Origin of the sequence: Nocardioides sp. Root151, assembly GCF_001427925.1 — a bacterium.
Classification (GTDB): Bacteria; Actinomycetota; Actinomycetes; order Propionibacteriales; family Nocardioidaceae; genus Nocardioides.
Window position 1 is genome coordinate 410,243 of sequence record NZ_LMGG01000005.1, and the last position, 21,937, is coordinate 432,179.

Sequence of the window (21,937 nt, forward strand, 5' to 3'; positions counted from 1 at the left end):
AACAGACAGATGGCAGACGACGACTTCCTCGACGTGATCGAGACCGAGGTGAGCCGCGACCCGCAGAACCTCGCGCTGCGTGAGGACTTCATCACCCTGCTGCTGCAGGCAGACCCGGACCGCGCCGCCGACGAGCTGACCACGTTCGAGGCCAGTGGGGGCGACCCGGCCCGCGTGCGCGTGTTGCGGGCCCGGGTGATGGCGGCCCGGATCCGGGGCGGCGCCATGGCACCGCCCAGCGAGCCGGCTGCACCTGCTCCGATCCCGGTTCCTTCGACGGCCGACCTCGATGACGAGACGGCGGAGGAACCCGGCATGTGGGACGCCGAGCGACCGGCCGTGACGCTGGCCGACGTCGCCGGCCTCACCGAGGTCAAGCAGCATCTCGACGCCACGTTCCTCGCCCCGCTGCGCAACCCCGAACTTGCTGCGGCCTTCGGACAGACGCCCGGCGGCTCCCTGCTCATGTATGGCCCTCCGGGCTGCGGCAAGACCTTCATCGCGCGCGCGATCGCGGGTGACCTCGGGGCCTCCTTCATCCACGTGACCCTTGCCGACCTGTTGAGCAAGTGGATCGGGGACAGCGAGAAGGCGATCCAGAGCGTCTTCCGGAATGCGCGGGCGGCCGCGCCCTGCGTGATCTTCTTCGACGAGTTCGACGCGCTCGGTGGGCGGCGTACGTCCGGCGGCGGCGGCTCGCAGTCGATGCGGATGATCGTGACGCAGTTGCTCGAGGAGCTCGACGGTGTGTCGAGCCAGAACGACGGCGTCTACTTCCTGGCGGCGACCAACCGGCCATGGGACATCGACCCCGCCCTTCGCCGCCCCGGTCGCATCGACAAGACCGTGCTCGTGCTGCCGCCCGACACGGTCGCCAGGGCCGCGATCCTCCAGGGCGACCTCAAGGACAAGCCGACCGACGGCGTCGACGTGGCCAAGGTGGCCGCCGCGACCGAGGGCTTCTCGGGCGCCGACATCGCGTCCGTGGTGAAGGTGGCCCTGCAACAGGCACTCAGCGCGTCGATGCGGGCAGGCAGCGTCTGCCCGGTGACGACCGACGCGCTACTGGCCGCGGCATCCGAGGTCACGCCGTCGACGACGGCGTGGTTCGACCAGGTGGCACCGGTTCTCGAGTACGGCGTCGACGACGGCACGTTCGACCAGGTGCGGGCCTACCGAGTGAAGCGAGGAATGCGATGAAGTGGCGCAAGAAGGACGGCGCGACCGTCGACCCGATCGAGCGGGACGTCGACCTGGCCTGGGAGCTGTTCGAGGCTCAGCCGACGCACCCCGAGATCGCCCGCCTCGCCTCGCGCGTGCTGGCACAACAGCCGGGTCGCAACGGCACCCGAATCCTGCTCGCCCTTCACCTCAAGGAGTGCGGTGAGACTGACGAGGCCCGCAAGCTGCTGCTGCAGGTGGCCGGTCAGCGCGACCGGTTCTTCGGTGACGTCGTCCGCAAGCTGCGCGACCTCGAGCAGTACGAGTGCAACTACGACGAGGCCCGCAAGTGGGCCGAGATCGCGCTCCGCGAGGACCAGGAGTCCTGGCTCGACGTGATGGAGCTCGGTGCCGCCACGGCGATGTCCGGGGACCTCGAGGCCGGCTGGCGGCTGCTCGACGAGGGCACCGCGATGTGCGGTCGCACCAACGCCGAGCTGCTGCCCGATGCCTTGGTCAAGCGCGCGATCAACCTGTTGCAGAGCTGGGCACCGCCGGAGCGCTTCATCCCGGCCGCCGAAGAGGCGATCCGGGCAGACGCGTCCTCCGAGTTCATCGGCGGACCGCTGGCCTGGTCCTATGTGCACGAGGGGCGCTTCGACGAAGCCGAGGAACTCTCCCTGCGTCTGCTCCGCGCCGATCCGATGGACGGCGTGGCCGAGAGCGTGCTCACCCTGATCCGTAAGTGGCGCGCCATCGTCGACAAGGGTGAGGTCACGCTCGCCGAGATCCACGCGTCCGGCGTGATCGACATGGCCTGGACCCAGATGCGCGACCAGCTGCTCGGCACCGACATCGACTCTTCGTTGGCAGCGCTCGATCCGGTGCTGCCCGCCGAACTCGCCGCCGCACTGCGCCCGCCTCTCGACGAGCAGGGCGCTCGCGAGTCCGCGGGCGAACGCGAGATCGCCGCCTGGCACGACGGCCAGGAGCCGGGCACCGGCGCATTGTGGGGAGTCGAGGGCGACTTCCGGCTGATGTCGAGCGCTGAGATCGACGCGATGGACGAAGCCATCGAGGCGGACCCCGAGGCCTGGCCGCAGTGGCAGGCTGATGAGATCGCCGAGTACTTCTCGCAGGTGATGACCGACGACAACGGCGGCTACCTGATCGCGACCATCGACAGCGTCGTGGTCCGCCGTGCCGGTGTCGACGACGTCACGGTCGCACCCAAGCTGGCCGACTGGTTCTGGGATCGCGTTGCAGCCTTCGGTGGCCGTGACCCGCGGCCGCTGGCTCGACCCGAGGCGGGACCGTCCACGGAGGAGCCCGTGGACGACGTGGAACCGACGGCTCCCCCGCTCGACCCGAGCCCGGAGGTGCTGGCCGAGCTCGACCGGCTCAACGCCGCCTGCCTGGCCGCGCCGAGTGCCGTCGAGCCCCAGGTGGAGCTGTGGAAGGCAGTGTCGGCACTTGACCGCTGGGTGTTCATCAACCGCGGTACGCCGGAACAGCCGCGGCCCTACGCACTCACGTCACCGGACGGCCCGATGCTGGCCGTCTTCAGCAGCGCCACCCGGGCACAGGTCGCCGCCGACTCCGGCGGTCTGGTTGCCGAGGGCGCCTCCGTCCCCCTGCTCGCCGTACCCCTGCCCGCAGCGCTCGACTGGGCGATGTCGTTCGGCCAGAGTGGCGTCGTCGGGGTGACCATCGACCACCCGCAGATCGGCGCCTGGTGTCCCATGCCGAACCTGGCTCGGCTGCGTCAGATGCGCGAGCAGCCGTAGGCGAGGCGTGATCGGCGCTGGCCCGGCTTCCGAGCTGGCCGCGGCCGAGCGCACGTCATTGAGGGGCACGACCCGGCGCCAGCCTCTAGCCTGACCGCATGGTGACCAAGATCAGGGCATCGGGGCTCGAGGCGTTGGAGTTGTCCTCCCTGCTGCTGCAACGTCGCAGGTTGGCCGACCCGGACGGCGGGCTCTGGGAGGCCGCCGACGTGCAGTGGTGGTGGCGCAAGCCGAGCCGCTCCGATGACGTCGAGAGGCCGTTCTGGCTCGATGACGACGGCCCGGTCGCCGGCGTGCTGATCTCGGCCGACGGTGACGGCTGCCAGATCGACCCGATCGTGGTGCCGGGCGCTCTCCCGATCGAAACCGTCTTCGCGGCGGCTCTCGAGATCGGGCAGGCCCACGCACCGGGCGGATTCGAGATCCCGGTCGACGATCACGACACGGCGTTGCGCCGGTTGGTCGCGGACGCCGGGCTCACCGCGGGATACACCGACAGCACGGCTTGGCTCCGCGCCGACGAGCGCGGAGAGGTCAGGGCTCCGGCCGATGGCTTCACCGTCGTCGACCGCAGCCAACGCACGGAGGCTCGGCATCCGTTGCTCAAACGCGCCGGTGAAGGTGTCGTGCAGCGCCTGGGGCAGTGCACGCTCTACGACCCTGAGCTCGATCTCGCGGTCGAGAGCGCCGACGGTCAGACAGCGGGATATGCGTTGTTCTGGGCCGACCCGGCCACGTTGGTCGGGCTGGTCGAACCCGTGCGGGTCGAGGACGACTTCCAGCGACGTGGGTTGGCCTCGACGCTGGTCACGGCGGGAGTCGCGCGACTGGCCGCTCGGGGCATGGAGCGGATCAAGATCTCGTTCGGGTCCGAGGCCGCTGGGGCAACCTACCGGGGCGTCGGGTTTGTTCCGACCTCGACGACCACGTGGTACGGCGACACGTCGGCCACGCCCTGACCGATCGTCTCGACGCCGGTTCCCTCGAATCACGCCGTCCCGAGGGACGTGAACACTGACCAGACTCCGAGGGCGAACATCACGAAGAAGACCGCCAGGATCACGAGATACATCCGGCGCAGCTCCACCACCTTGCTCCGATCGGGGTTCCTCGGGTCGTACATGATCTGGAGGCGGTCTCCGCCTCGTGGATCACCGGAGGGATTGACCGCAGTGCCGGTCCGGTCCGTCTCGTTGGCATCCGAGAAGGCATAGGTCACGGTCGTCGTGGTGGTCTCCGAGCCGTCACCCTGCCGCGACTTCTCGGTCCTCCTGCCCGTCACGGTGGCCTCGGCACGGGACCACGTCCTGCGCCGCAGCTGGTGGCGGAGGTAGATGAGAAGCACGATCAGGAAGGGCGCCATCAGCATCACGCTGATCAACAAGCCGGCCCACTCCGGAAGGTCGTCGGATCCCATGTCCGCTCCTTTCGCCGCGTCGTCCAAGCGTAGGACGAAGATTGCAGGCCGGATCGCGCGGGCCGATCACCGCCACCTGTCCGGACGCCACGGGGATATGGTGTGCGGCATGGCCGCCGAGCCGTCGTACACCATCGCGCCACTCAGCTCCGAGACGTGGCCGGCCTTCGACGCGCTGGTCCAGCGACACAACGGCATCTTCGGCGGCTGCTGGTGCATCTGGTTCCACCCTGACGGGCCCGAGCGCGGCCAGGGCGCCGACGCCAACCGTGCACTGAAGAAGGCCTACGTCGAGCAGGGCAAGGCTCACGCCGCACTGGTGATGGACGGCGACGAAGCCATCGCGTGGGCCGAGTACGGCACGCCCGTCGAGCTACCCACCCTGCACCACCGCAAGCAGTACGACGCCACCAAGACCACGGACCCCGACTATCGGATCACCTGCGTCTTCGTCGACAAGCGGCACCGGCGCGCGGGAGTCACGGAACTGGCCATCACCGGCGCCCTCGACCTGATTGCGCAGGCCGGCGGCGGACTGGTGGAGAGCTATCCGCACGATCTGACCAACCAGACCAAGAAGATGTCGTCGTCGTTCCTCTACAACGGCACCCGTCGCCTCTATGAGCGGCTCGGGTTCACGTACGACCGGCCCAAGGGCCTGAAGAACTGTGTCATGGTGAAGACGGTGGGGCCTGCCTGAGGTCCAGCCGCACGAGGCAACACCGGACCCTACGATGTGCCACACATCGAGCATCGTCGAGCAGATCCGAAGGAACCCATGTCCGAGAATGTGACGGCCGAGCTCATCCGGGCACTCGTCGACCACATGGGAGGTCCCGTCGTCGACTGGGACGGGTGGGAGTCGTTGGCGATGATCCTCGAGTTCCCCGGGGGCGAGTTCAACGAGGCGCACGGCTTTCTCTATTCGCCCGACGGCACCATCTCGGCCGTGGCCTCTGACTCCGGGGCGGTCAGGCCGGCGGTGGACGCCTACACGGACAGTCATTACCAACCGGGTGAGGCGCGGCCGGTGCAGGTGCTCGTGCAGTTCGACCGTGGGTCCGGCAAGTACACCGTGTCGATCGAGGACGCCGACGAGACGCGTTGGAAGATGACCCCGCGGAACCGCAACGAGTTCCGGGACGGACTCCGCCCCCGCTTCGACTGACGCAGGCACCGAGACCGCCTGACCTCGGGCGTGACGGACGTTCGCGACGAGGTCAGCGGCGATGGCCGATTCACTGTCCGTGCGGAGTGCGCCTGCCTCGCCCGGCCACGACGAGCGTGACCGGGCGAGCTGATTGCGACGCTCAGGGCGTGCCGGACGGCTCGCTGACCAGGAAGCCGGAGTGACCGTTGCATGAGTCGCCCGGCTGGAAGCCCGAAGCCTTGCGCTCGGCGGGGGTCGCGCCGAACGCTTCCCTGGAGTGGCCCCAGTTCTGCACGTTGCCCGGACCAGCGGGCTCGCCCTCGCCGCCGTCGGCGAGGCCGGAGAAGGTGCAGATGGAGTTGGCGTGGGCCGGACCCTGGGTGGCGCCGCCGTTGCCGGTGACCTCGCCCGCCGTCGCGGGTCCGGTGGAGAGGAGCAGGGCCGCGCCCATGGCTGCGGTCGTGACAAGAATTCGGCTGGTACGCATGAGTTGCCTTTCCCTAGACCGAGAGGGCGCCACATGGGAGCGCGGAGCCCGCCTAGGCCAGCGAACCACCGGCCGAGGGCGCTGCGCATGCCCAATATGCGGGAGACGGGGCACCCTCAGTTCGGCCCCGCAGGTTGGTGCGAGCGGGCGCCTAGTCGTGTTCGAGGGACGGCTCGTCGGGCGTCTGCGTGGTGAAGCCCGCGTTGATCCGGTTGAGTGCCTTGACGCAGGCCGCCATGATCAGCACGAGCACGGCGGCGACGCCGAGGAACCACAGCGGCGGCAGCGCCAGCCAGCCGGCCTCGCCCCAGGTGCGGTGGCCGTCCTCACTCTCGAGGCCGACCAGGTCACCGTCGACGAAGATGCCGCCGACCACCTCGTCCTCGAGCGACTGGCCCGAGTGGCGGGCGATCTTCAGCTTGATTCCGTCGCGGTCGCCGTTCTCGGTCTCGAAGTGGTGGGTCTTCGACTTGGTCTTGCCATAACGACTGATCGTCGCCGAGTCGAACGTGCCGGGCCGGATCTCGAGGCACTCGCTGGTCGCCTTGCCCGCGCATTCGGGCAGGCTGCGCAACTCTTTCCGTTCGTTGTCGATGGTGAAGAACCAGCCGAGCACAAGGCCCAGGAAGCTGAGCACCAACAGCAGGGCCAGGCCCAGCCGGAGGTTGTGCTTGGCCTGCGACATGCCCTCGGGCGCCGCCCATGAAGAAGAATCCATGATGCGCACAATGTCCATCTTGTTCGGGTCCAAACGTGCTCGATTCGCGACGTCCTACTGCGTGGCGGCGTCGAGCCACGCATCGGCGTAGGCGACGTTCACTTCCTTGATGCGGTCAGCCAGGTGCGGGAACTCCGCTGCCCAGTCGAACGGCAACCACTGACCGTGGCGCCACACCAGGGGGTGCGGGCTGATGTGGTCACGGCCCCACGTGATCGCTTCGCGCGCGGCCTTGAGGATCGCGAGCATTCCGTCCTCGTCGCGACTGCCCGTCATCACGAACCGGAGCCGCGAGAGCGCGGCCACCACGAGGTCCCCGTTGGGGACCAGGGTGTGGATTTCCGGCCAGGTGATGGGCAGGCGCGAGCTTTCGATGATCGTGGCGCGGACCTTGGGGTCCACCAGTACGGCGGCCGCGAGGTCGGCGTGGCTGATCCAGCAGGTGCCGTCGCGCGCGACGTGCTTGCCGACCTCGGCCTTCGCGACTCCGGCCGCGATGAGCTGAGCGAAGGTCACCTGCTCCTGGTCCTCCCAGAGCACCATGTCGTCCTCGGTGACGGCCTCGTACGTCGCGAAGGCGATCCGGCGATCGACACCGACGAAGAGCTCTCCGCCGACGTGTTCGACCCAAGGACGGGCACTGGCTTCGGGTGTGGTCTCCGCGATCAGGGCGAGCTGCTGGGCGTCGTACACGTGCAGCTGCAGATGGCGCTCGATGTCACCCAGCGCCGGCATCTGCCGCTGCCTCCACGCGCGGTCCGGTGCCTCGCTGCGCACCAGCGAGGCGATGGCACGGATCGGCTCGTCGAGGAGCTCTGGCCTCGTGGCGCGGAGCGCAGGGCCGACCACGTCCTGCCATCTCTCGAGCGGAGCGGTGGGCTCCAGGTCGGCGGTCGCCCCTTCTGCGTCACGGACGAGGGCCAGCACCGCCTCCAGCATCTCGGCCGGCACCTGTTCCGGCCGACGACCTCCGAGACCGCTCCAGGTCTCGCGCCGGTTCGTGTAGTACAGGACGGCCTTGTCGAGTTCGGCCAGGTGGACGCCCTCCTCGGCCCGCGCCTCGTCGGCCCAGTACTCCCGCACGTTCCTCCAGTCGGCCGCGACCTGCACCCGACCCTCGAGCGCCTCGAAGAGGCGGCCCTTCCCGATCAGTGTCGGATCACCGCCGTGGGCGATCAGGCTCTGCAGCTGGTACGACGTGAGGCCCTGCGCGGCGACGTACGCCTCGACCTGTTGGTCGGTGCCGAGCAGCACCACGTCGATCGCGCGGGCGGACTCCTTCTTGTTCGGCTTGCCGTTGCGGTCTTCTCGACCGGCGTGCTCGGCCAGGGGTTGCAGCACGCACCACAGGATCAGGTGACGGGCGAGACTGGTGCGGAGGACGGCGAGGTGCTGCTCGGTCAGCGCGAAGTGGAACTCACGGATGTCATGGCCGCGGTTGAAGTCGACGCCCATCTTCAGCTGGAGTTGGTCGCCTTCGCGGATGACCTTGGGGATCCAGCCTTGCGCCTCGACGGCGTACACGACCTCGCTCATGGGACCAGTCTGGTTGATCGGAGCCCGGCCTCTCACCAGGCAACGGCTCCGTGGTGGTCGATGAAGGTGCCGGACTCGGCATTGTCGGGGAGGGTCGCGGCATGCGCGACCACCAGCGAGGCCTCAGCTGGCGTGAGCGGCGCCTGTTCCATGTTGGCGGGAGTGAGGTCGGTCTGGACGAATCCCGGGCAGACCGAGGTCACCTTGATCGGGGTCTCGGCAAGCCTCTTGGCCAGCGCGATGGTGACGCTGTTGAGGGCCGCCTTCGATGCTTGGTAGGCCGGGACAACCACTTCATAGAACGGCGAGCCCGGGTCAGTCTGGTCACTCAGCGAGCCCATGGTGCTCGAAACGTTGACGATGCGGCCCATCGGGCTACGGCGTAGGAGCGGGAGGAACGCCTCGGTCACGGCGACGGCTCCGAACACGTTGGTGGTGAAGGTGGTCAGGAACAGTTCGGGATTGGCGAACTCGTGCGCCTCGTCGTCGGTGGCCTCGGGCAGGATGCCGGCGTTGTTGACCAACACGTCGAGTCGTCCGTGCACGGCGGTCATGGTGGCAACGGCCGATGCGATGGAGTCGTGCGAGGTGACGTCGAGCTGGATTCCACGGACGTCGAGGCCTTCGCTTCGCAGCGACCGAGCCTCCTCCTCGGCTCTGCCTGCGTCCCGGGCCGCAAGCAGCACACAGGTGCCGTTCTTGGCCAAGGTCCTGACAGTGGCGAGGCCCAGACCGCGGCTGGCGCCGGTTACGAGGGCGATCGTCATGAGAGTTCTCCATCCCTGGATGGTGTGGCCGTCTCGAATGCCGAAAGGGCCGTGGAGTCCTCAGTCAACGCGGGCGGACGTCGAAGTGCTGGCGAGAATCGGACTCCGCGTCGAGGCCCTGACAAACAGCTCTCCGGCGGCGTCGATCGCGATCAGCGACGATCCGGCTCCATCGCTGCCACTGCGTTCGCCGCCTGGATCTCCGGAACGTGCTCCTCGGCCCAGAGCCGTACGGCGCGCAGCGGCTCCAACAGCGAGCGGCCGAGCACGGTGAGCTCGTACTCGACGCGAGGCGGGTTCTCCTCGAAGTCGGTGCGAGCAATGAGCCCGTCTCGCTCCAGGGTGCGCAGTGTCTCGGTCAGGACCTTTGGGGTGATGCCCTGGATGTGCGTCTTGATCTGGACGAAGCGCAACGGCTGGTGCTCGAGCGCGTTGAGCACGAAGACCGTCCATCGGGCGCCGATGCGGTGCAGGACGACACGGGAGGGACAGGTGCGAGACATCACGTTGTAGCCCACCGACGTTCTCCAGTTCCCTTGCAGTAACTCGGTATCCAAAGCATACCGTCACGGTCATGACTCAACGAGAACTGGACGGACAGACACTCTTCGTGATCGGCGGCGGACGGGGCATCGGCGCGGCCATTGCAACGCGGGCGCGACAAGTTGGCATGGTGGTGACGGTGGGCGCTCGCGATCCACTGGCGATCGACGGCGCCGTACGCCTCGACCTCACGGACGAGGCGACGATCGCCGCAGCCTCCGCGCAGATCGGTGCCGTCGACCATGTCGTCACCCTCGGCTCCCTCCCCCACGATGCTCCGGTCGCCGGGCTCGACCGCGACCGGATGGTCGCCGCGTTCGAGGCGAAGGTGATCGGTCCGATCCTCGTCGCGAAGCACTTCGAGATCCGTCAGTCGATGACGCTCTTCGCCGGCGTCGTCGGCTGGCGGCCAGGACCCGGGTCGATCGTCAAGGGGATCACGAACGGAGCGGTCGACTACGCCGTCCGCCACCTCGCCGCGAACCTCGCGCCCGTGCGGGTCAACGCGATCGCGCCAGGCATCATCGACAGCGGCGCGTGGGACGCCAAGGGAGAAGCGAAGCCGGCTTTCCTCACGGGGGCGGCCGGCCAGACCCTTGTCGGCCGACACGGCGAGCTGGACGACGTCGTCGATGCGGCGCTGTGGCTCATCCGCTCGCCGTACGTCGACGGCGAGACGATCCACGTCGACGGCGGCCGACGCTGACGCGACTCTTCAGCCAGACCTCAATGTTGGGGCAGAGTCTTGCGCTCGGTCGCCCTGCCACGTGACTGTAGCCAGATGCCCGACTTCACCTGGCTCCCGGCAAACCAAGCGACGACCGAGGACGTCGAAGCGCTGTTCGCCACGGGAGGCGCCGGCAAATGTCGTTGCCAGGCGATGAAGGTGCCCGGTTGGATCTGGCGCGACACCACGCAGGATCAGAGGGACGCGGCCCTGCTGGAGCAGACCGCCTGCGGAACCACCCGGCCGACGTCCGGGCTGATCGGGTACGTCGACGGCGAGGCGGCCGGCTGGGTCGCCGTCGAACCGCGGGAGAACTACCCCAGGCTGTGGAGCCGCAAGCAGGCATGGATGCGGATGGATCCCGAGCTCGAGGGCGTCTGGTCCGTCACTTGTTTCGTCGTACGCAAGGGCTTCCGCAAGTCGGGGCTGACCTATGAGCTCGCCCACGCCACCGTCGAGTACGGCGAGCAGGTCGGCGCCCGTGTCCTGGAGGGCTACCCGATCGAACCACCGCCCGGTAAATCGGTGATCTGGGACGAGGCGTCGGTCGGGCTGGTGCAGGTCTTCGTGGAAGCCGGCTACGAGGTGGTGGCCACGCCCACCCTCCGGCGGCGAGTTGTGCGGCGAGAACTGGCCAGCACGCCCCGCAGCTAAGGTCGGCCCATGAATCGGGTCATGGCGGGGATGACGATGGCGGCGCTCGTGTTGATGGGCGGATGCGACGACGACGACCAGGTGACGGCGACCCCCGAGGCCCTGGCGGCCGTGGCCCTCGAGCACACCGGCATCGAGCCAACACTTGTGGAAGGGTCGACCGAGGACGGTGACATCGGGGCATCGATCGAGTTCGACAACGGCCACCAGCGGCTGGGCGTCGGCGTGAAGGAGGACCCCGGATCAGGGGACGAGCCCTGCGACGACCGCGGAACCTGCACGACCATCAGCACTGACGCCGGCGACGTACAGCTCTATTGGGAGGACGAGGAACCGGAGGAGGACCCCGGCCTCGTCATCGTCACCTTCGCATCCGATGAAGGCGTCAACGTCGCCTACTATGCCGGCGACTCCATCACCGCCGACCCGCGAGACCTCGACCTCGGTGTGGACGTCGACGACATGGTCGCGATCGTCACTGACGAACGGTTCGGCACCACCACGACCACGGAGCTGACCGAGGTCGACGTGCCGGGCTGGGCCGAGGAGCCCACCGAACGGACGCCCCAGACGATCGCCCACCACCTGACCACGGTGCACCAGACCCAGCACAGGATGGCTGCATTTGAGGTCGACGCCGGTGAGTACGGCGAAGGCAGCATCGGCGCCACCGTCGAGCTAGAGGACGGCATCACGATCACCGGCTACTACGTGCCGGACGCCGAGCGCGCCAAGGTCTGCCCGAGCGGATGGACCTGCACGCCGGGGCAGGACGGGGAGATGCTGGAGGGCCACCCACGCAACCAGGTGGACGACTTCTCCGAGCCAGTCGCCCTCAAGTACCGCCTCGTGTTCCTCAGCGACGACGGCTCCGCCACGATCGTGGTCCGCGACGGGATCCCCTTGGCGGGGTGGGATCCCAGGGATTCCATGGACCACGTGGCCCGCAACCTGGGCCGGGTGGACGGCGTCGAGGCAGAGGACCTCGTCGAGATCAACGAGATCTGGGAGCAACGCTGAGCGCGAGTTGCCCTCGTCGGACGCGTCCTTGGGGTGACCGGGCGCCTCGGAGCGCTCCAGGGTGCGCCTCGTCACCGCTTCGGCCCTTCCCGGTCCTCGTTCTCGAGCTCTGCCAGGTGCACCAGCGCCGGAAGCGCCGCCACCAGGGCCTCGATTTCGTCCTCGGCGAGTTCGTCGATCAGCCGCGCGAACGCATCGACGCCAGCCTGGCGCCGCGTCTCGACGTACGACGCGCCGGCCTCGGTCAGGCACACCAGCGTGACCCGCTTGTCGGACGCGTCGCCCGTCCTCTCGACCAGTCCGGACTCCTCCAGCACCCGGACCAGGACGGTCATTGCTGGCTGGGTGACCCCCTCGATCACGGCCAGATCGGTGATCCGCCGCGGACCGGACCTGTGCAGGGTGGCCAGGGTGGCGGCGGACGTGATGCTCATGCCGCGCGGCTGGCGTCTCACAGCCCTGGTGGCCAGCCCGTAGAGGGCCGATCCGATCGCAGTGGAAGCGCCACGATTAACGGCTTGACGCGCGGGGCGTCGCCGTCGAGGTGGAGGTCGAGTCGAAGGCCCAGGCCATCGAGGCGCTCCGCGCGGGAGTCGAGTGGATCATGCTGGACAACATGTCCCTCGAAGACATGCGGGACATCGTGACCATGCGCGGGCCGGATGGGCCCCGACTCGAGGCGTCTGGATCCATCACGCTGGACACGGTGAGGGCCGTCGCGGAGACCGGGGTCGACGCGATATCCGTCGGCGCCATCACCCACAGCGCGCCGGCCTTCGACCTCAGTCTGTTGTTGACGCCGACGGCACCTCATGCGTGAACGCGCCCTGGCTGTCAGTTCGAAGCCGGACGTGTCCGGCCGATCACAGGAGGTTTCCATGGCCAAGGGCTACTGGGTCAGCGTCTACCGCACCATTTCCGACCCGGACAGGCTGACCGCCTACAACGAGCTGGCCCGAACGGCCGTCCAGGCTGGGGGCGGGCGCACCCTGTCCCGTGACGGTCGAGTCGTCGCCCACGAGTCCGGGACCACGCAGCGCGTCGTTCTGGTCGAGTTCGACAGCTTCGAGCAGGCCGTCGCGACGTACGAGAGCGTGGCCTACCAGGAGGCGCTGGGCGCCCTGTCCGACAGCGTCGAGCGCGACTTCCGTATCGTCGAGGGCATCGACTGACCGGCCCGCGGGCCGCGTCGCGGCTGGCCGTCGGCCAGGGCGTACCCGGCGCGCACACCCCCGCAGAGTTGTTCGGAACAGAACTTGCCGAGTCCTGCGGCGGCGTCCACTCCCTCGCCACCCAGGACTCCTGATCTCGCTGCGGATCCCCCAGTTGGTGTCGTCCTGCCAGCATGTCGCCGTCCTCCGGCTTGCCTGTGCTCGTGCGGGGCGACAGGGTGGCCCCATGGTGACCAGGGATCGCGACGAGGAGGGCCGGCCACGCCAGGCCAGGCCGCGCGACGAGCTCGGCCGACCGCTGCCGTACGGCGCTGAGGGCGTCGAGCCGGTCTCCGAAGATCCCCTACCGCCCCTGCAGACAGTGCGATTCGCCATCGAGCTGCTGGACCAGGGCCGGCCGTTCTCGGCCCACGAGGTCTTCGAGGCCCGCTGGAAGGACGCCCCTGACGCCGAGCACGACCTCTGGCAGGGACTGGCCCAGCTGTGCGTGGGGCTGACCCACGCCCTCCGCGGCAACGCCACCGGCGCCGGGCGGCTGCTCGAACGCGGCAACGGCCGGCTTGAGCGCTACGCCGCCGCCGGCGGTCCGACGTACGGGCTGGACCTGACGGAGTTCCGGACGCGGATCCGCCGCATGGCCGGGACCGATTGACATCGACCTGCTCCTCAGGTGGCCGTCGGCTCGGGTCACCGGCTCAGCGCTGCCGGGTCCGGCGCGGCAATCGTGCCGAGCTGGACGCGCGCTCCGTACTCGTCGCGCACGCCCCAGTGCTCGGCGAGCCGATCGCCCTCGGTGCGATAGATGTGCACGGTGGTCATCGAGTAGCCACGGCCCTCCACACCCGGTCCGTGCACCGCCTCCACTCCGGCGCCGCGTGCCGTCGCTCGAACCACGACCCGGTCCTGGGTCGAGAACACGTCCTCCACGTCGTATCGGATCCGAAGAACCTGGGTGACGAAGGTGAGGATCTGCCGGTAACCGATCGGGCCGGGCGGGAGGGGGAACGGGGAGCCGTGGTCGACGAAGTCGTCGGTGACCAGCTCGTCGAGGCAGTCGAGATCACCGGAGTTGATGGCGTCGAAGACGCGCAGCGCCGCCGCCTGCGCCGGATTCAGATTCATGGCTAGACTCCTTGAACATTGGAATGACATTCCATTGGAATTGCAATCTAGTGAACTGGAGCGACAGATGGCAAGGGCCTACGACAGCCCCACCCGTGTCCAGGGAGCGCAGCGGACCCGGACGTCGCTCGTGGAGACCGCACGTGACCTGCTCCTCCACGACGGGTACGCCAGCATGACCGTGACCTCGCTGGCGGCGGCCGCAGGCGTGAGCCCGCAGACGGTCTACAACTCTGTCGGCAACAAGGCGGCCGTGGTGAAGGCGGTCTACGACCAGATGATGGCCGGCGACGACGCTGAGGTGCCGATGAGCGATCGGCCGGAGTTCCGGGCGATGTTCGACTCTGTCGACCGGCCTGCGTTCGCGCGCGCGTACGCAGCGTGGATTCGGGTGCTCTCGGGCCGGGCGGGACCGCTGCTCGGGGCACTGTTGGCACACGGCACGGATGCCACACTGCTCGAGTTCATGGCGACCATCGAGCAGGAACGGTACGTCGGCACCACCCACGCGATCACTGGAATGCGCGACCGGATCGGCCTCCCGGAACAGTCCCCGGATGAACACGGCCTCCACCGATTGATCGACGCGGTGTGGACCTTGAACTCCCCGGACTGCTACGACCGGCTGGTACGCCGCCGGGGCTGGTCGCCGGCCGAGTACGAAGCCTGGCTCGCCGGACAGCTCATCGCGTTGTTCGGCTGAGCCGACCACTCGTGCCGGACTGAGCTCCCGCGATGACCGGCTCGCCAGCGGCGACTCTCCGATGCCCGGCGTGCCGTTCAGCAGGATGAGGCGAGGCACACGCCAGCAGAATCATCGGACTCTCGTGATGCCCACCCTGCCTGGTCCGTGATGTCCGCTCGGGGACGCGCGGCTCACGTCACGCCACCGACCCAGCACGTCACGACGTCAAAAGATTGTCCATGGCGACGTAGGTTCAGCCGGCAACATTGACGGATCGGGGTCTCTTTCGTGTCCTCATCAAAGTAGCGTTCGGCGGCGCCGGTGGGCTCATGTGTTGGCGGTGGCGGTGTCAGGCGTCTCGCGGTGCGTACATGATGATCGCGACGCCGACGAGGCAAACCAGTGCTCCGGCGATGTCCCATCGGTCGGGTTTGAATCCGTCCAGCGCCATGCCCCAGGCAAGCGAACCGGCGACGAATACACCGCCGTAGGCGGCGAGAATACGGCCGAAGTTGGCGTCGGGTTGGAGTGTGGCGACGAAGCCGTAAAGCCCGAGCGCGATGATCCCGGCGCCGATCCAGACCATGCCACGGTGCTCACGGACGCCCTGCCAGACCAGCTATGCCCCGCCGATCTCGGCGACCGCGGCAGCGACGAACAGTGAGAGCGAGCGCATGACGTCCATGGCGGCGATCATGTCAGTCCGCGCCGGGCGGTTCGGTCCTGGTGGTGGCGAGCTCGAGGTGCACGGGTCTGGGATGGACACTGTCGGACGGTCGAGGCTCCTGGTGCCGCCTGCTCCACACCGCGAGCACGGACCCGATTGCGACGACCAGGGCGAACACGGTGCCGGCGAAGACGAAGGTCGCGACCGTGGCTGCGGCACCGGCGATCCCAAGCAGGGTAAGGATCGGCGCGGCGCAACAGACTGTGCAGGCTGCCGCCCCGGCGCCGTAGAGGTGACGGTCCTTGAGGGAGACCTTCACGGCTTGCTCGCCTCAGGCACGGTTACGATCTGGACGAAGGGGATCGGGCAGCAGTCCGACTCGGCGCAATGGATCAGGTCGTCGCAGCCGGCGTCACGCGCAGCGATCAGACTGGTCCGAATCACTTGCAGGTCGGCGATCTTCTGGTCGACTTCAGCGAGCTTGGCGTCGGTGCGGGACTGCAGGCCTCCAGCAGTGCCGTGGTGGTGGCGGCCTGCTTCGAGGAGTTCGGTCACCTCAGCGAGCGTGAACCCTAACCGCTGCGCCGCCTTGATGACCCGCAGAGTCGTCACGGTGGCATCCGAGTAGAGACGGTGACCGCCCAAGCTGCGGTCGGGTTCTGGGATGATCCCGCGTCGCTCGTAGTAGCGCAGCGTCTCCACGTTCACACCCGCCGCGTCAGCCACCTGCCCGGCCCGCAGGCCGGTGCTCACGAGGCTGCTCCTGCTCGGGACTCGGCGCGGGCGCCGAACGCTTCAAGCACGGGCTGATGCGCCGGTGTCGTCTCGATGGCCAGCGACACCTGGCCTTCGGCGATGACGAGCTGGAAGGAGAAGAACGAGCAGCAGCCTGCCTCCTTCGCGGCCAGGTCTGCGGCCCGCGCTGCAGTCGCCGGGTCCGAGCGCAACTCGAGTCGGATCCGGTTCGGCGACTCCCGGAAGACCGCGAGGACATCTCTGGCGAACAGGTCGTCGAACTCGCTCCGGCGCACGGGCTGCTCGACGGTTGGGAGGGTGCAGGCCTCAGGGACCCAGTCGTCGTGGATGAGATTCGTCGTCATGCCCCGACGATAAACCCGGACCCAGGTACGGGATGCAAGCCTGCGGTGCCAGCAACTGCCCGCCTTGAGGCGAGCGCTCATTGGCCAGGAGCCGCGTTGAAATCTGGTGGCAATACGACGCGGTTTGCTGGCAACCTCGGTGCCGTGAACCTCGATGTGCGCAGCATCACCGCTGCTGACTGGTCGCTGCTCCGCGACGTCAGTGTGCGGGCGCTGGCCGACTCTCCCGACGCCTTCAGAACGACGCTCGCCGAGGCGCGGGCGTTCACGGAGAACGTCTGGCGGCAGCGGGCCGAGGGCTCTGCACTGGTCCTGGTGGTGCTGGAGGACGGCCGAGCGGTCGCGATGGGTGGTGTGTTCACGCCCCCGGACAGCGCCGTTGCCGAAATCTGGGGCATGTGGACGGCGCCCGAGGCCCGCGGCCGTGGGTGCGGCGGCGGGCTCCTCGCCGACCTGGTGAACTGGTGCCGCGACCGCGACCTCGGCGTACGGCTGCAGGTGACCGAGGACAACCAGGCCGCACGCCGGCTGTATGTCGCCCACGGCTTCCAGCCGACCGGCGTGCGGGAGCCACTTCGGGAAGGGTCGGAGCTGCGGGTCGAGGAGATGCAGCTCGTGGAGTGACCCGCGGCAGTGTGTTGTTGTTGGGCTGTCGAGACGCAGCGGAGATTGACGGGTCTCAGGCGGGCAACTTTGACAGACCAGGGCTCGGCTACGCCGAGAGCAGAGTGCGCGCAATGCGGCAGTAGCGGACACTATGCCGCCGTACTGTCTGCGGCACGAGCGGACGCTACGGCGCCGTACTGATCGCAGCAAGGTCGGGGAGGAGTCTGCACACGCCCGCGCTAGGTACTCGGAGCAGCGCGTCAGGTGAGCATTGCGAGGACGACTACGCCCACGAGCACGAGACCGATGACGATGGCAACAACGATGTGGAGTGGGTTGTCCTGAGGCGAGGAGCCGGGTCGCCACAGATATCCGGGCGATGGTGGCTTGTCGTCTTCCATGCTTCCTCCTGCCTTCAGCGCGTTCGACTCTAGCGTCTTGCACGGCTCGGCGAGCACGCACCGAGCCCGACTCTCGGCATGAGCGCGCGGTTCGGCGGCGCTGATCAAGAGGCGCGCCCAGGGGAAGCGCCCGATCAGCGGCATAGAGAGAGCGTGCTGACGTCGGATTCGACGAGCACCATGTTCGGACGGCGGCGCCTGCCATCAGTTGGCCTCGCCCGTGGGATGGGGTCAACGCGGTGCCGGCGTTCGTGACCTCCGCGCTCGGGAGTTGAGACAGTCAAGGGCGGTAGGTCGCCATGATCACGCCGGTGGACGTGGTGGCACTGTCGACGAGCGTTAGCGCAATCCGGCCCTACGTCGGACCGAACAGGCGCCGGCCAGAGCCAAGCACGACCGGGTGGATCATCAGGAACAGCTCGTCGACCAGCGCGTGGGGGACCAAGGAACGGATGAGCTGACCGCTACCCATGATCACGAGGTTGCCGCCGGGCTGCTCGCGCAGGGCGCTGACCGCGGCAGGGACGTCGCCGCTCAGCAGGATGGAGTTCGGCCAAGGCAGGTTGATGTCAGGACTGGAGGAGGCGACGTACTTCGTCGTTTGGTTCAGGCCGTCCTTGAACGGGCCGCCGACCTCGTTCCAGTGGCCGAGCATGTCCTCGTAACTGCGCCGGCCGAACAGCCAGGAGAACCTATTTCCCATCCGCTCACTGAGTGCGGTGGTTATCTCCGGGGCGTTCGCCGCCTGCTGCGCCCACCCCCCGTGCCGGAAGCCGTCGCGAGTGTCCTCGTCGGGGCGGCCCGGCCCCTGCAGGACCCCGTCGAGGGTGACGTGGTTGACGACCAAGACGCGCATGGGGGGCTCCTTCCGGGACGGCTACAGGGTCCGACCCGAACCACTCCGCAAACTCATCGCCCGTCGGAGATGGTGGGTCGACCCGCCGCGCTGTCCTCGGCATGAGCGCGCGGTTCGACGGCAATGATCAAGAACCCCAGGCACCACGAGACGCGAGCCAATCGGGAGCCGGTTTCTCGCGTCCTCACAGGCCCTCAGTGCGACATGACGTCAATTGTTTGACTACGACGACAGCCCGTCAAAGATCGCTCATCTCGACAACAACGTCATGTCGAGATGCAGTAACCATTGACGAACCTCTCGCGGGGATCTTTGACAAAACTGGGGCGAACGGACGACGTCGTCAAAGTACGGGTGTCCGAAGGTGAGGTGTCGCGCGGAGCTCGATCCCAGTCAATGGGTGTAATGCCGACCTCCCCAATCTGGGAGCTGGCCTAGAGAACGGGCGACTGGATCCCGAGCCCTGACTTCAGTTCCTTGGTGGCCGCGAGGAGACAGGGTGCCACTCAAGTGGAGTCCAGCAGAGTGATGTGCCCTCAGCGTCTCGGTAGGAGGTCGGCCAACTCTGCGGCGGTCTGCGGGCGCTGGGACTTTACGGAGATAGCCTTCTTGATGGCTTCGCGCAGACCGTAGTCGCGGCTCGTGAGGGGGTTGACCTCGACCTTTCGGACGGAGTTGCCAGTCTCCTCGCCGGATAGGAGCGTGATCATCAGCAGGCCGACCTGGTAGATGTCGTCGGCGGGGCGCCAGAAGGCGCCGATGTCGGCTGGCGCGTAGTAGGGCGCCATGGCATCGGCGCGGACTCCCAGCTTCTTGAAGCCAGTCTTGGTGATGCCGAAGTCGCCCAGCTTGAGCACGGCCCGGTTTGCGACGTAGACGTTGCCCGGCGTGATGTCTCGATGTGAGGTCCCCATGTTGTGGAGCAGCGACAGCGGTTGCAGCAAGCCCCGAATTTTTCTGACCACGCGGTCCTCTGGCCAGGGCAGGCGACCGTCGTAGCAGGCGTCCCTGACCGTGCCGGTATCCATGTAGTCCATCTCGATCGCGAAGACCATCCTCGTGCCGCGCCCGTCAACCACCATCGTGGGGAAGGCGTCTCGCTGACGGACGACGTTCGTGTGGTCGTGTAACAGGCCCGCGAAGAAGGCTTCGCCGTGCCAAACGCGGGCGTCCGAGGTGAACTTCAGGCACACCGGTTCGCCATACTCGTCACCGTCGTCGTCGATGTGGAAGGCGCCGTAGGCAGCGCCGAACCCACCCTCCCCCAGGAAGGCCTGGATTCGGTAGGCGGTGCCACTGACTTGGTTCTCGATAACGGTGCCTACGGGGAGTCGTCGCATGCTCGGCGTCCTTTCAATGATGATGTCCAGTCGGCACCGGGCAGTGGGAGTACCCGGTTACTCCTGCTCTTCGTCGTTGGCGTCTCCGCCGTCAGGGTCGTCCAACTCGTCGGGCTCGTCGGTTTCTTCTTCGGTGACCTCGATGTCGGGCCGCGGCCAAACCTTGAGCGCCATCTGTGTCAGGTACACGCTGCGCCTGGCGATGCGGTCTTCGGTCCACTCGGCAGCCCAGACTGCTGCGTCGTCTCTGTCGACGCCCGTTGGGGCAGACAGGATCGAGGCGGTGGTGATGAGCATGGTGCTCTTCTGCTGGAGTGCCGGCTTCTTGGTCGGCCAGGCCTCGTTGCGCATCTGAGAGTTGAGGCGCCCATTGGTGAGCGTGAGATTGCCGACGGTGTTAATTGCCTGCTCTCGCTTCGCGGCATCGTCCCCGTCGTCCGGGTCCGGCAATGGCCAGTGCTCTCGCCACTTCTGCGGCATGACGTGCTCGATGTTGAGGTACTCCCACCGGGCTCGGATTGGAGTGGCGTCCTCGGCCTTGTTGTCGCGGAGGTGGTTCTCAATGCCGGCAAAGAAGGCCCGCTGGCGCGGCCTGCTCAGAGCATAGAAGTTGGATCCGAAGATGCAAGCCACAAACTCACCGTCGTCGGGCCAGTTGCGAGACTCGCCGGCCAAGTGAGCCAGTTGCTCTTCAATCTCGTCACCAGCCAATCCATCCTCGGCGGCACGTTGGCTCGCACTCTTGAGTACAGCAACGAAGATGCGGTTGTAGTCCTTCGTCGTCAGACCGCACAACATCCGACGGGTGAGGTACGAAGTCAGAGCCTCGGAGGCCTTCTGGCGTTGCGCCTGGGAGACACGGTCGTCAGCGTAGATGCCGAGGATAAGGGGCCACGCGGTGTTGGTCTTGGTCGCGATGACGAGATCCACGAGCGTTGCCGTGGGCTCATCGGGCGGATCGTTGACGAGAGCGTCGTACAGGTCGGCATACCGGCGGATCTCCTTGATGACGTTGCCCGCGTTCAGGCCACCCTCGAGGAACCACGCTTTGAACTCGTCGAAGAGTCGCTCGACCGAGACGACTTCGAGTCGTCGAGCTGTGAGCCAGTAGGCCGCCACCTGATCAAGCAGGCTGCGCTTGATACGACCGGTGATCGTCTCCGCACGCCATCTGCGGCCGTCGAGTGGCAACCAGTGGTCAACGAGCAACGACTCGGAGAGGTGTCGCTGGCCCTGGTCCTCGACCATGCGGAAGAGCAGATTCTTGATCAGGTCGGATTGTGAGAGCTCGACACCACGGTGGTTGAGGGCCTCGAAGATGACCTGAGCGTTGTCCGTCTTCTCCAAGGTGATGCGAACCAGGGCGATGCGATTCTCCAAGGCACTGTGCAGTGCGTCCAGCCGGTCACTCGGGTCGCCATCGCACGTCGCCCACTCCCGAATCGCATTTTCGAACCACAGCCGAGCCTCCGAGATCCGGTGGGCAGCGTCCGGACATGGTGACTCATCGTCTGGGTGCCGCACCGCCCACAAGTACTGCGGCCGATCCTGAGGCAGCGGCCACAGCTTGTACTTATCGTCGGGCCACTTCTCGTGGACCGCCTTCGCGCTGTTCTCAACCCACTCCTCAAACCGGCCCGCCGCGCTCTCGGCTCCGAGCTCGACAGCGATGGAGCGCGCCGCCGCCAACATCACCTGCAACGTGGTCAGCCTCTGCTGTCCATCAACAAGAATCGACCCGCCGAGTCGCTGCGGATGGTTCGGAGTCGCCTTCACCACGATGGCACCGAGGAAGTAAGTTGGCGGCTCGTCCGGCCACTCTCCGCTGACCATGTCATCGACCACGCTTTCGGCAGCGGCTGCGATGTCGTCCCACAGTGAAGTCCAGTTGTACTCCTCGCCCCATACGTAGGGCCGCTGGAACATCGGGATCTCATAGCGGTGGTTGTCGAAGAAGATCGACCCGAGCTTTACGTCTCCGGCTTGCATGCGGCTCCTCGCTGGGGTGGGCTGCTTCGACC

Annotated in this window: 28 protein-coding genes and 1 pseudogene; 13 read left to right on the forward strand and 16 right to left on the reverse strand. The window is 67.4% G+C overall.

The window, feature by feature from the left end:
* Window positions 1–9 precede the first annotated feature (9 nt).
* From ASD66_RS17090 to ASD66_RS17100, 3 genes are all read left to right on the forward strand, one after another.
* On the forward strand, window positions 10–1,200 hold the full coding sequence (locus ASD66_RS17090; protein ID WP_056684001.1) for an ATP-binding protein: 1,191 nt from the start codon (window positions 10–12) through the stop codon (window positions 1,198–1,200).
* Entirely contained in the window at window positions 1,197–2,948 is a 1,752-nt protein-coding gene (locus tag ASD66_RS25030) for a tetratricopeptide repeat protein (RefSeq protein WP_200950096.1), read from the forward strand. The genes ASD66_RS17090 and ASD66_RS25030 overlap by 4 nt, the downstream gene beginning before the upstream one ends.
* A 98-nt stretch (window positions 2,949–3,046) precedes the next feature.
* Window positions 3,047–3,907 (forward strand): GNAT family N-acetyltransferase, encoded by an 861-nt coding sequence (locus ASD66_RS17100; RefSeq protein ID WP_056891695.1) that lies wholly within the window; start codon window positions 3,047–3,049, stop codon window positions 3,905–3,907.
* A gap of 29 nt (window positions 3,908–3,936) precedes the next feature.
* Here ASD66_RS17100 and ASD66_RS17105 read toward each other — a convergent pair whose 3' ends face one another.
* Window positions 3,937–4,365: a DUF3592 domain-containing protein gene (locus ASD66_RS17105; protein WP_056684007.1), complete on the reverse strand. Its 429-nt coding sequence runs from the start codon at window positions 4,363–4,365 to the stop codon at window positions 3,937–3,939.
* Window positions 4,366–4,474: 109 nt separating this feature from the next.
* Here ASD66_RS17105 and ASD66_RS17110 point away from each other — a divergent pair, with 109 nt between their 5' ends.
* Complete coding sequence (locus ASD66_RS17110) at window positions 4,475–5,065, forward strand: hypothetical protein (RefSeq protein ID WP_056684010.1); 591 nt, start codon at window positions 4,475–4,477, stop codon at window positions 5,063–5,065.
* A gap of 78 nt (window positions 5,066–5,143) precedes the next feature.
* A complete protein-coding gene (locus ASD66_RS17115) occupies window positions 5,144–5,533 on the forward strand; it encodes a hypothetical protein (RefSeq protein ID WP_056684013.1) in 390 nt (129 codons plus the stop codon).
* Window positions 5,534–5,675: 142 nt separating this feature from the next.
* Here ASD66_RS17115 and ASD66_RS17120 read toward each other — a convergent pair whose 3' ends face one another.
* From ASD66_RS17120 to ASD66_RS17140, 5 genes are all read right to left on the reverse strand, one after another.
* Window positions 5,676–6,002: a hypothetical protein gene (locus ASD66_RS17120; RefSeq protein ID WP_156388756.1), complete on the reverse strand. Its 327-nt coding sequence runs from the start codon at window positions 6,000–6,002 to the stop codon at window positions 5,676–5,678.
* Window positions 6,003–6,153: 151 nt separating this feature from the next.
* On the reverse strand, window positions 6,154–6,720 hold the full coding sequence (locus ASD66_RS17125; RefSeq protein ID WP_156388757.1) for a hypothetical protein: 567 nt from the start codon (window positions 6,718–6,720) through the stop codon (window positions 6,154–6,156).
* Between the two features lie 54 nt (window positions 6,721–6,774).
* On the reverse strand, window positions 6,775–8,256 hold the full coding sequence (locus ASD66_RS17130) for a DUF6357 family protein (RefSeq protein ID WP_056684023.1): 1,482 nt from the start codon (window positions 8,254–8,256) through the stop codon (window positions 6,775–6,777).
* A gap of 32 nt (window positions 8,257–8,288) precedes the next feature.
* Complete coding sequence (locus tag ASD66_RS17135) at window positions 8,289–9,023, reverse strand: SDR family oxidoreductase (protein WP_056684026.1); 735 nt, start codon at window positions 9,021–9,023, stop codon at window positions 8,289–8,291.
* A gap of 152 nt (window positions 9,024–9,175) precedes the next feature.
* Window positions 9,176–9,526: a winged helix-turn-helix transcriptional regulator gene (locus ASD66_RS17140; RefSeq protein WP_056685194.1), complete on the reverse strand. Its 351-nt coding sequence runs from the start codon at window positions 9,524–9,526 to the stop codon at window positions 9,176–9,178.
* Between the two features lie 71 nt (window positions 9,527–9,597).
* Here ASD66_RS17140 and ASD66_RS17145 point away from each other — a divergent pair, with 71 nt between their 5' ends.
* The 3 genes from ASD66_RS17145 to ASD66_RS17155 all read left to right on the forward strand — a co-directional run bounded on the left by ASD66_RS17145 (window position 9,598) and on the right by ASD66_RS17155 (window position 11,967).
* Window positions 9,598–10,272 (forward strand): SDR family oxidoreductase, encoded by a 675-nt coding sequence (locus ASD66_RS17145; RefSeq protein ID WP_056684030.1) that lies wholly within the window; start codon window positions 9,598–9,600, stop codon window positions 10,270–10,272.
* 75 nt (window positions 10,273–10,347) lie between these two features.
* The gene (locus ASD66_RS17150) at window positions 10,348–10,947 is read left to right on the forward strand and encodes a GNAT family N-acetyltransferase (protein ID WP_056684033.1); all 600 of its coding nucleotides are present in this window, start codon (window positions 10,348–10,350) and stop codon (window positions 10,945–10,947) included.
* A 9-nt stretch (window positions 10,948–10,956) separates the two neighbouring features.
* Window positions 10,957–11,967: a hypothetical protein gene (locus tag ASD66_RS17155; RefSeq protein ID WP_156388758.1), complete on the forward strand. Its 1,011-nt coding sequence runs from the start codon at window positions 10,957–10,959 to the stop codon at window positions 11,965–11,967.
* A gap of 71 nt (window positions 11,968–12,038) precedes the next feature.
* Here the strand turns inward: ASD66_RS17155 and ASD66_RS17160 are convergent, their stop codons facing one another.
* Entirely contained in the window at window positions 12,039–12,401 is a 363-nt protein-coding gene (locus ASD66_RS17160) for a MarR family winged helix-turn-helix transcriptional regulator (RefSeq protein WP_056684039.1), read from the reverse strand.
* Window positions 12,402–12,511: 110 nt separating this feature from the next.
* Between ASD66_RS17160 and ASD66_RS17165 the strand changes: the two genes are divergently transcribed.
* The 3 genes from ASD66_RS17165 (at window position 12,512) to ASD66_RS17175 (ending at window position 13,791) form a co-directional block, all read left to right on the forward strand.
* Window positions 12,512–12,787: a nicotinate-nucleotide diphosphorylase gene (locus ASD66_RS17165; RefSeq protein WP_056684042.1), complete on the forward strand. Its 276-nt coding sequence runs from the start codon at window positions 12,512–12,514 to the stop codon at window positions 12,785–12,787.
* 58 nt (window positions 12,788–12,845) lie between these two features.
* Window positions 12,846–13,139: a DUF1330 domain-containing protein gene (locus ASD66_RS17170; RefSeq protein WP_056684045.1), complete on the forward strand. Its 294-nt coding sequence runs from the start codon at window positions 12,846–12,848 to the stop codon at window positions 13,137–13,139.
* Window positions 13,140–13,365: 226 nt separating this feature from the next.
* Entirely contained in the window at window positions 13,366–13,791 is a 426-nt protein-coding gene (locus ASD66_RS17175; RefSeq protein ID WP_056684048.1) for a DUF309 domain-containing protein, read from the forward strand.
* 35 nt (window positions 13,792–13,826) lie between these two features.
* Here ASD66_RS17175 and ASD66_RS17180 read toward each other — a convergent pair whose 3' ends face one another.
* Window positions 13,827–14,261, reverse strand: a complete 435-nt coding sequence (locus ASD66_RS17180) for an ester cyclase (protein WP_056684051.1) — start codon at window positions 14,259–14,261, stop codon at window positions 13,827–13,829.
* 67 nt (window positions 14,262–14,328) lie between these two features.
* Between ASD66_RS17180 and ASD66_RS17185 the strand changes: the two genes are divergently transcribed.
* A complete protein-coding gene (locus ASD66_RS17185) occupies window positions 14,329–14,964 on the forward strand; it encodes a TetR/AcrR family transcriptional regulator (RefSeq protein WP_082563898.1) in 636 nt (211 codons plus the stop codon).
* 331 nt (window positions 14,965–15,295) lie between these two features.
* Here ASD66_RS17185 and ASD66_RS17190 read toward each other — a convergent pair.
* The 4 genes and pseudogenes from ASD66_RS17190 to ASD66_RS24795 all read right to left on the reverse strand — a co-directional run bounded on the left by ASD66_RS17190 (window position 15,296) and on the right by ASD66_RS24795 (window position 16,713).
* Window positions 15,296–15,631: pseudogene (locus tag ASD66_RS17190) on the reverse strand (YnfA family protein).
* A gap of 13 nt (window positions 15,632–15,644) precedes the next feature.
* Window positions 15,645–15,932, reverse strand: coding sequence for a hypothetical protein (locus ASD66_RS17195; RefSeq protein ID WP_056684054.1), 288 nt, complete (start codon window positions 15,930–15,932; stop codon window positions 15,645–15,647).
* Window positions 15,929–16,366, reverse strand: a complete 438-nt coding sequence (locus ASD66_RS17200; RefSeq protein ID WP_056684057.1) for a MerR family transcriptional regulator — start codon at window positions 16,364–16,366, stop codon at window positions 15,929–15,931. The genes ASD66_RS17195 and ASD66_RS17200 overlap by 4 nt, the downstream gene beginning before the upstream one ends.
* A complete protein-coding gene (locus ASD66_RS24795) occupies window positions 16,363–16,713 on the reverse strand; it encodes a hypothetical protein (protein ID WP_056684060.1) in 351 nt (116 codons plus the stop codon). The genes ASD66_RS17200 and ASD66_RS24795 overlap by 4 nt, the downstream gene beginning before the upstream one ends.
* A gap of 144 nt (window positions 16,714–16,857) precedes the next feature.
* Between ASD66_RS24795 and ASD66_RS24800 the strand changes: the two genes are divergently transcribed.
* A complete protein-coding gene (locus ASD66_RS24800; protein WP_056684062.1) occupies window positions 16,858–17,337 on the forward strand; it encodes a GNAT family N-acetyltransferase in 480 nt (159 codons plus the stop codon).
* A gap of 242 nt (window positions 17,338–17,579) precedes the next feature.
* Here ASD66_RS24800 and ASD66_RS25035 read toward each other — a convergent pair whose 3' ends face one another.
* The 4 genes from ASD66_RS25035 to ASD66_RS17225 form a co-directional block, all read right to left on the reverse strand.
* Entirely contained in the window at window positions 17,580–17,864 is a 285-nt protein-coding gene (locus ASD66_RS25035; protein ID WP_056684065.1) for a hypothetical protein, read from the reverse strand.
* A 211-nt stretch (window positions 17,865–18,075) separates the two neighbouring features.
* Window positions 18,076–18,576, reverse strand: a complete 501-nt coding sequence (locus ASD66_RS17215; protein WP_200950097.1) for a dihydrofolate reductase family protein — start codon at window positions 18,574–18,576, stop codon at window positions 18,076–18,078.
* A gap of 536 nt (window positions 18,577–19,112) precedes the next feature.
* Window positions 19,113–19,916: a protein kinase domain-containing protein gene (locus tag ASD66_RS17220; RefSeq protein WP_056684070.1), complete on the reverse strand. Its 804-nt coding sequence runs from the start codon at window positions 19,914–19,916 to the stop codon at window positions 19,113–19,115.
* Window positions 19,917–19,973: 57 nt separating this feature from the next.
* On the reverse strand, window positions 19,974–21,905 hold the full coding sequence (locus ASD66_RS17225) for a DUF262 domain-containing protein (protein WP_056891696.1): 1,932 nt from the start codon (window positions 21,903–21,905) through the stop codon (window positions 19,974–19,976).
* Between the last annotated feature and the right edge of the window lie 32 nt (window positions 21,906–21,937).

Bases quoted from the DNA above. Each gene is read 5' to 3' on its own strand.
- ASD66_RS17115 (WP_056684013.1), top strand. From the start codon at position 5,144: ATGTCCGAGAATGTGACGGCCGAGCTCATCCGGGCACTCGTCGACCAC.
- ASD66_RS17135 (WP_056684026.1), bottom strand. From the start codon at position 9,023: ATGACGATCGCCCTCGTAACCGGCGCCAGCCGCGGTCTGGGCCTCGCC.
- ASD66_RS17170 (WP_056684045.1), top strand. From the start codon at position 12,846: ATGGCCAAGGGCTACTGGGTCAGCGTCTACCGCACCATTTCCGACCCG.
- ASD66_RS17220 (WP_056684070.1), bottom strand. From the start codon at position 19,916: ATGCGACGACTCCCCGTAGGCACCGTTATCGAGAACCAAGTCAGTGGC.
- ASD66_RS17160 (WP_056684039.1), bottom strand. From the start codon at position 12,401: ATGAGCATCACGTCCGCCGCCACCCTGGCCACCCTGCACAGGTCCGGT.
- ASD66_RS17180 (WP_056684051.1), bottom strand. From the start codon at position 14,261: ATGAATCTGAATCCGGCGCAGGCGGCGGCGCTGCGCGTCTTCGACGCC.
- ASD66_RS17100 (WP_056891695.1), top strand. From the start codon at position 3,047: ATGGTGACCAAGATCAGGGCATCGGGGCTCGAGGCGTTGGAGTTGTCC.
- ASD66_RS17225 (WP_056891696.1), bottom strand. From the start codon at position 21,905: ATGCAAGCCGGAGACGTAAAGCTCGGGTCGATCTTCTTCGACAACCAC.
- ASD66_RS17150 (WP_056684033.1), top strand. From the start codon at position 10,348: ATGCCCGACTTCACCTGGCTCCCGGCAAACCAAGCGACGACCGAGGAC.
- ASD66_RS17125 (WP_156388757.1), bottom strand. From the start codon at position 6,720: ATGGATTCTTCTTCATGGGCGGCGCCCGAGGGCATGTCGCAGGCCAAG.
- ASD66_RS17110 (WP_056684010.1), top strand. From the start codon at position 4,475: ATGGCCGCCGAGCCGTCGTACACCATCGCGCCACTCAGCTCCGAGACG.
- ASD66_RS17105 (WP_056684007.1), bottom strand. From the start codon at position 4,365: ATGGGATCCGACGACCTTCCGGAGTGGGCCGGCTTGTTGATCAGCGTG.
- ASD66_RS17215 (WP_200950097.1), bottom strand. From the start codon at position 18,576: ATGCGCGTCTTGGTCGTCAACCACGTCACCCTCGACGGGGTCCTGCAG.
- ASD66_RS17175 (WP_056684048.1), top strand. From the start codon at position 13,366: ATGGTGACCAGGGATCGCGACGAGGAGGGCCGGCCACGCCAGGCCAGG.
- ASD66_RS17130 (WP_056684023.1), bottom strand. From the start codon at position 8,256: ATGAGCGAGGTCGTGTACGCCGTCGAGGCGCAAGGCTGGATCCCCAAG.
- ASD66_RS17185 (WP_082563898.1), top strand. From the start codon at position 14,329: ATGGCAAGGGCCTACGACAGCCCCACCCGTGTCCAGGGAGCGCAGCGG.
- ASD66_RS25035 (WP_056684065.1), bottom strand. From the start codon at position 17,864: ATGCCGCTGATCGGGCGCTTCCCCTGGGCGCGCCTCTTGATCAGCGCC.
- ASD66_RS24795 (WP_056684060.1), bottom strand. From the start codon at position 16,713: ATGACGACGAATCTCATCCACGACGACTGGGTCCCTGAGGCCTGCACC.
- ASD66_RS17140 (WP_056685194.1), bottom strand. From the start codon at position 9,526: ATGTCTCGCACCTGTCCCTCCCGTGTCGTCCTGCACCGCATCGGCGCC.
- ASD66_RS17155 (WP_156388758.1), top strand. From the start codon at position 10,957: ATGAATCGGGTCATGGCGGGGATGACGATGGCGGCGCTCGTGTTGATG.
- ASD66_RS25030 (WP_200950096.1), top strand. From the start codon at position 1,197: ATGAAGTGGCGCAAGAAGGACGGCGCGACCGTCGACCCGATCGAGCGG.
- ASD66_RS17120 (WP_156388756.1), bottom strand. From the start codon at position 6,002: ATGCGTACCAGCCGAATTCTTGTCACGACCGCAGCCATGGGCGCGGCC.
- ASD66_RS17145 (WP_056684030.1), top strand. From the start codon at position 9,598: ATGACTCAACGAGAACTGGACGGACAGACACTCTTCGTGATCGGCGGC.
- ASD66_RS17090 (WP_056684001.1), top strand. From the start codon at position 10: ATGGCAGACGACGACTTCCTCGACGTGATCGAGACCGAGGTGAGCCGC.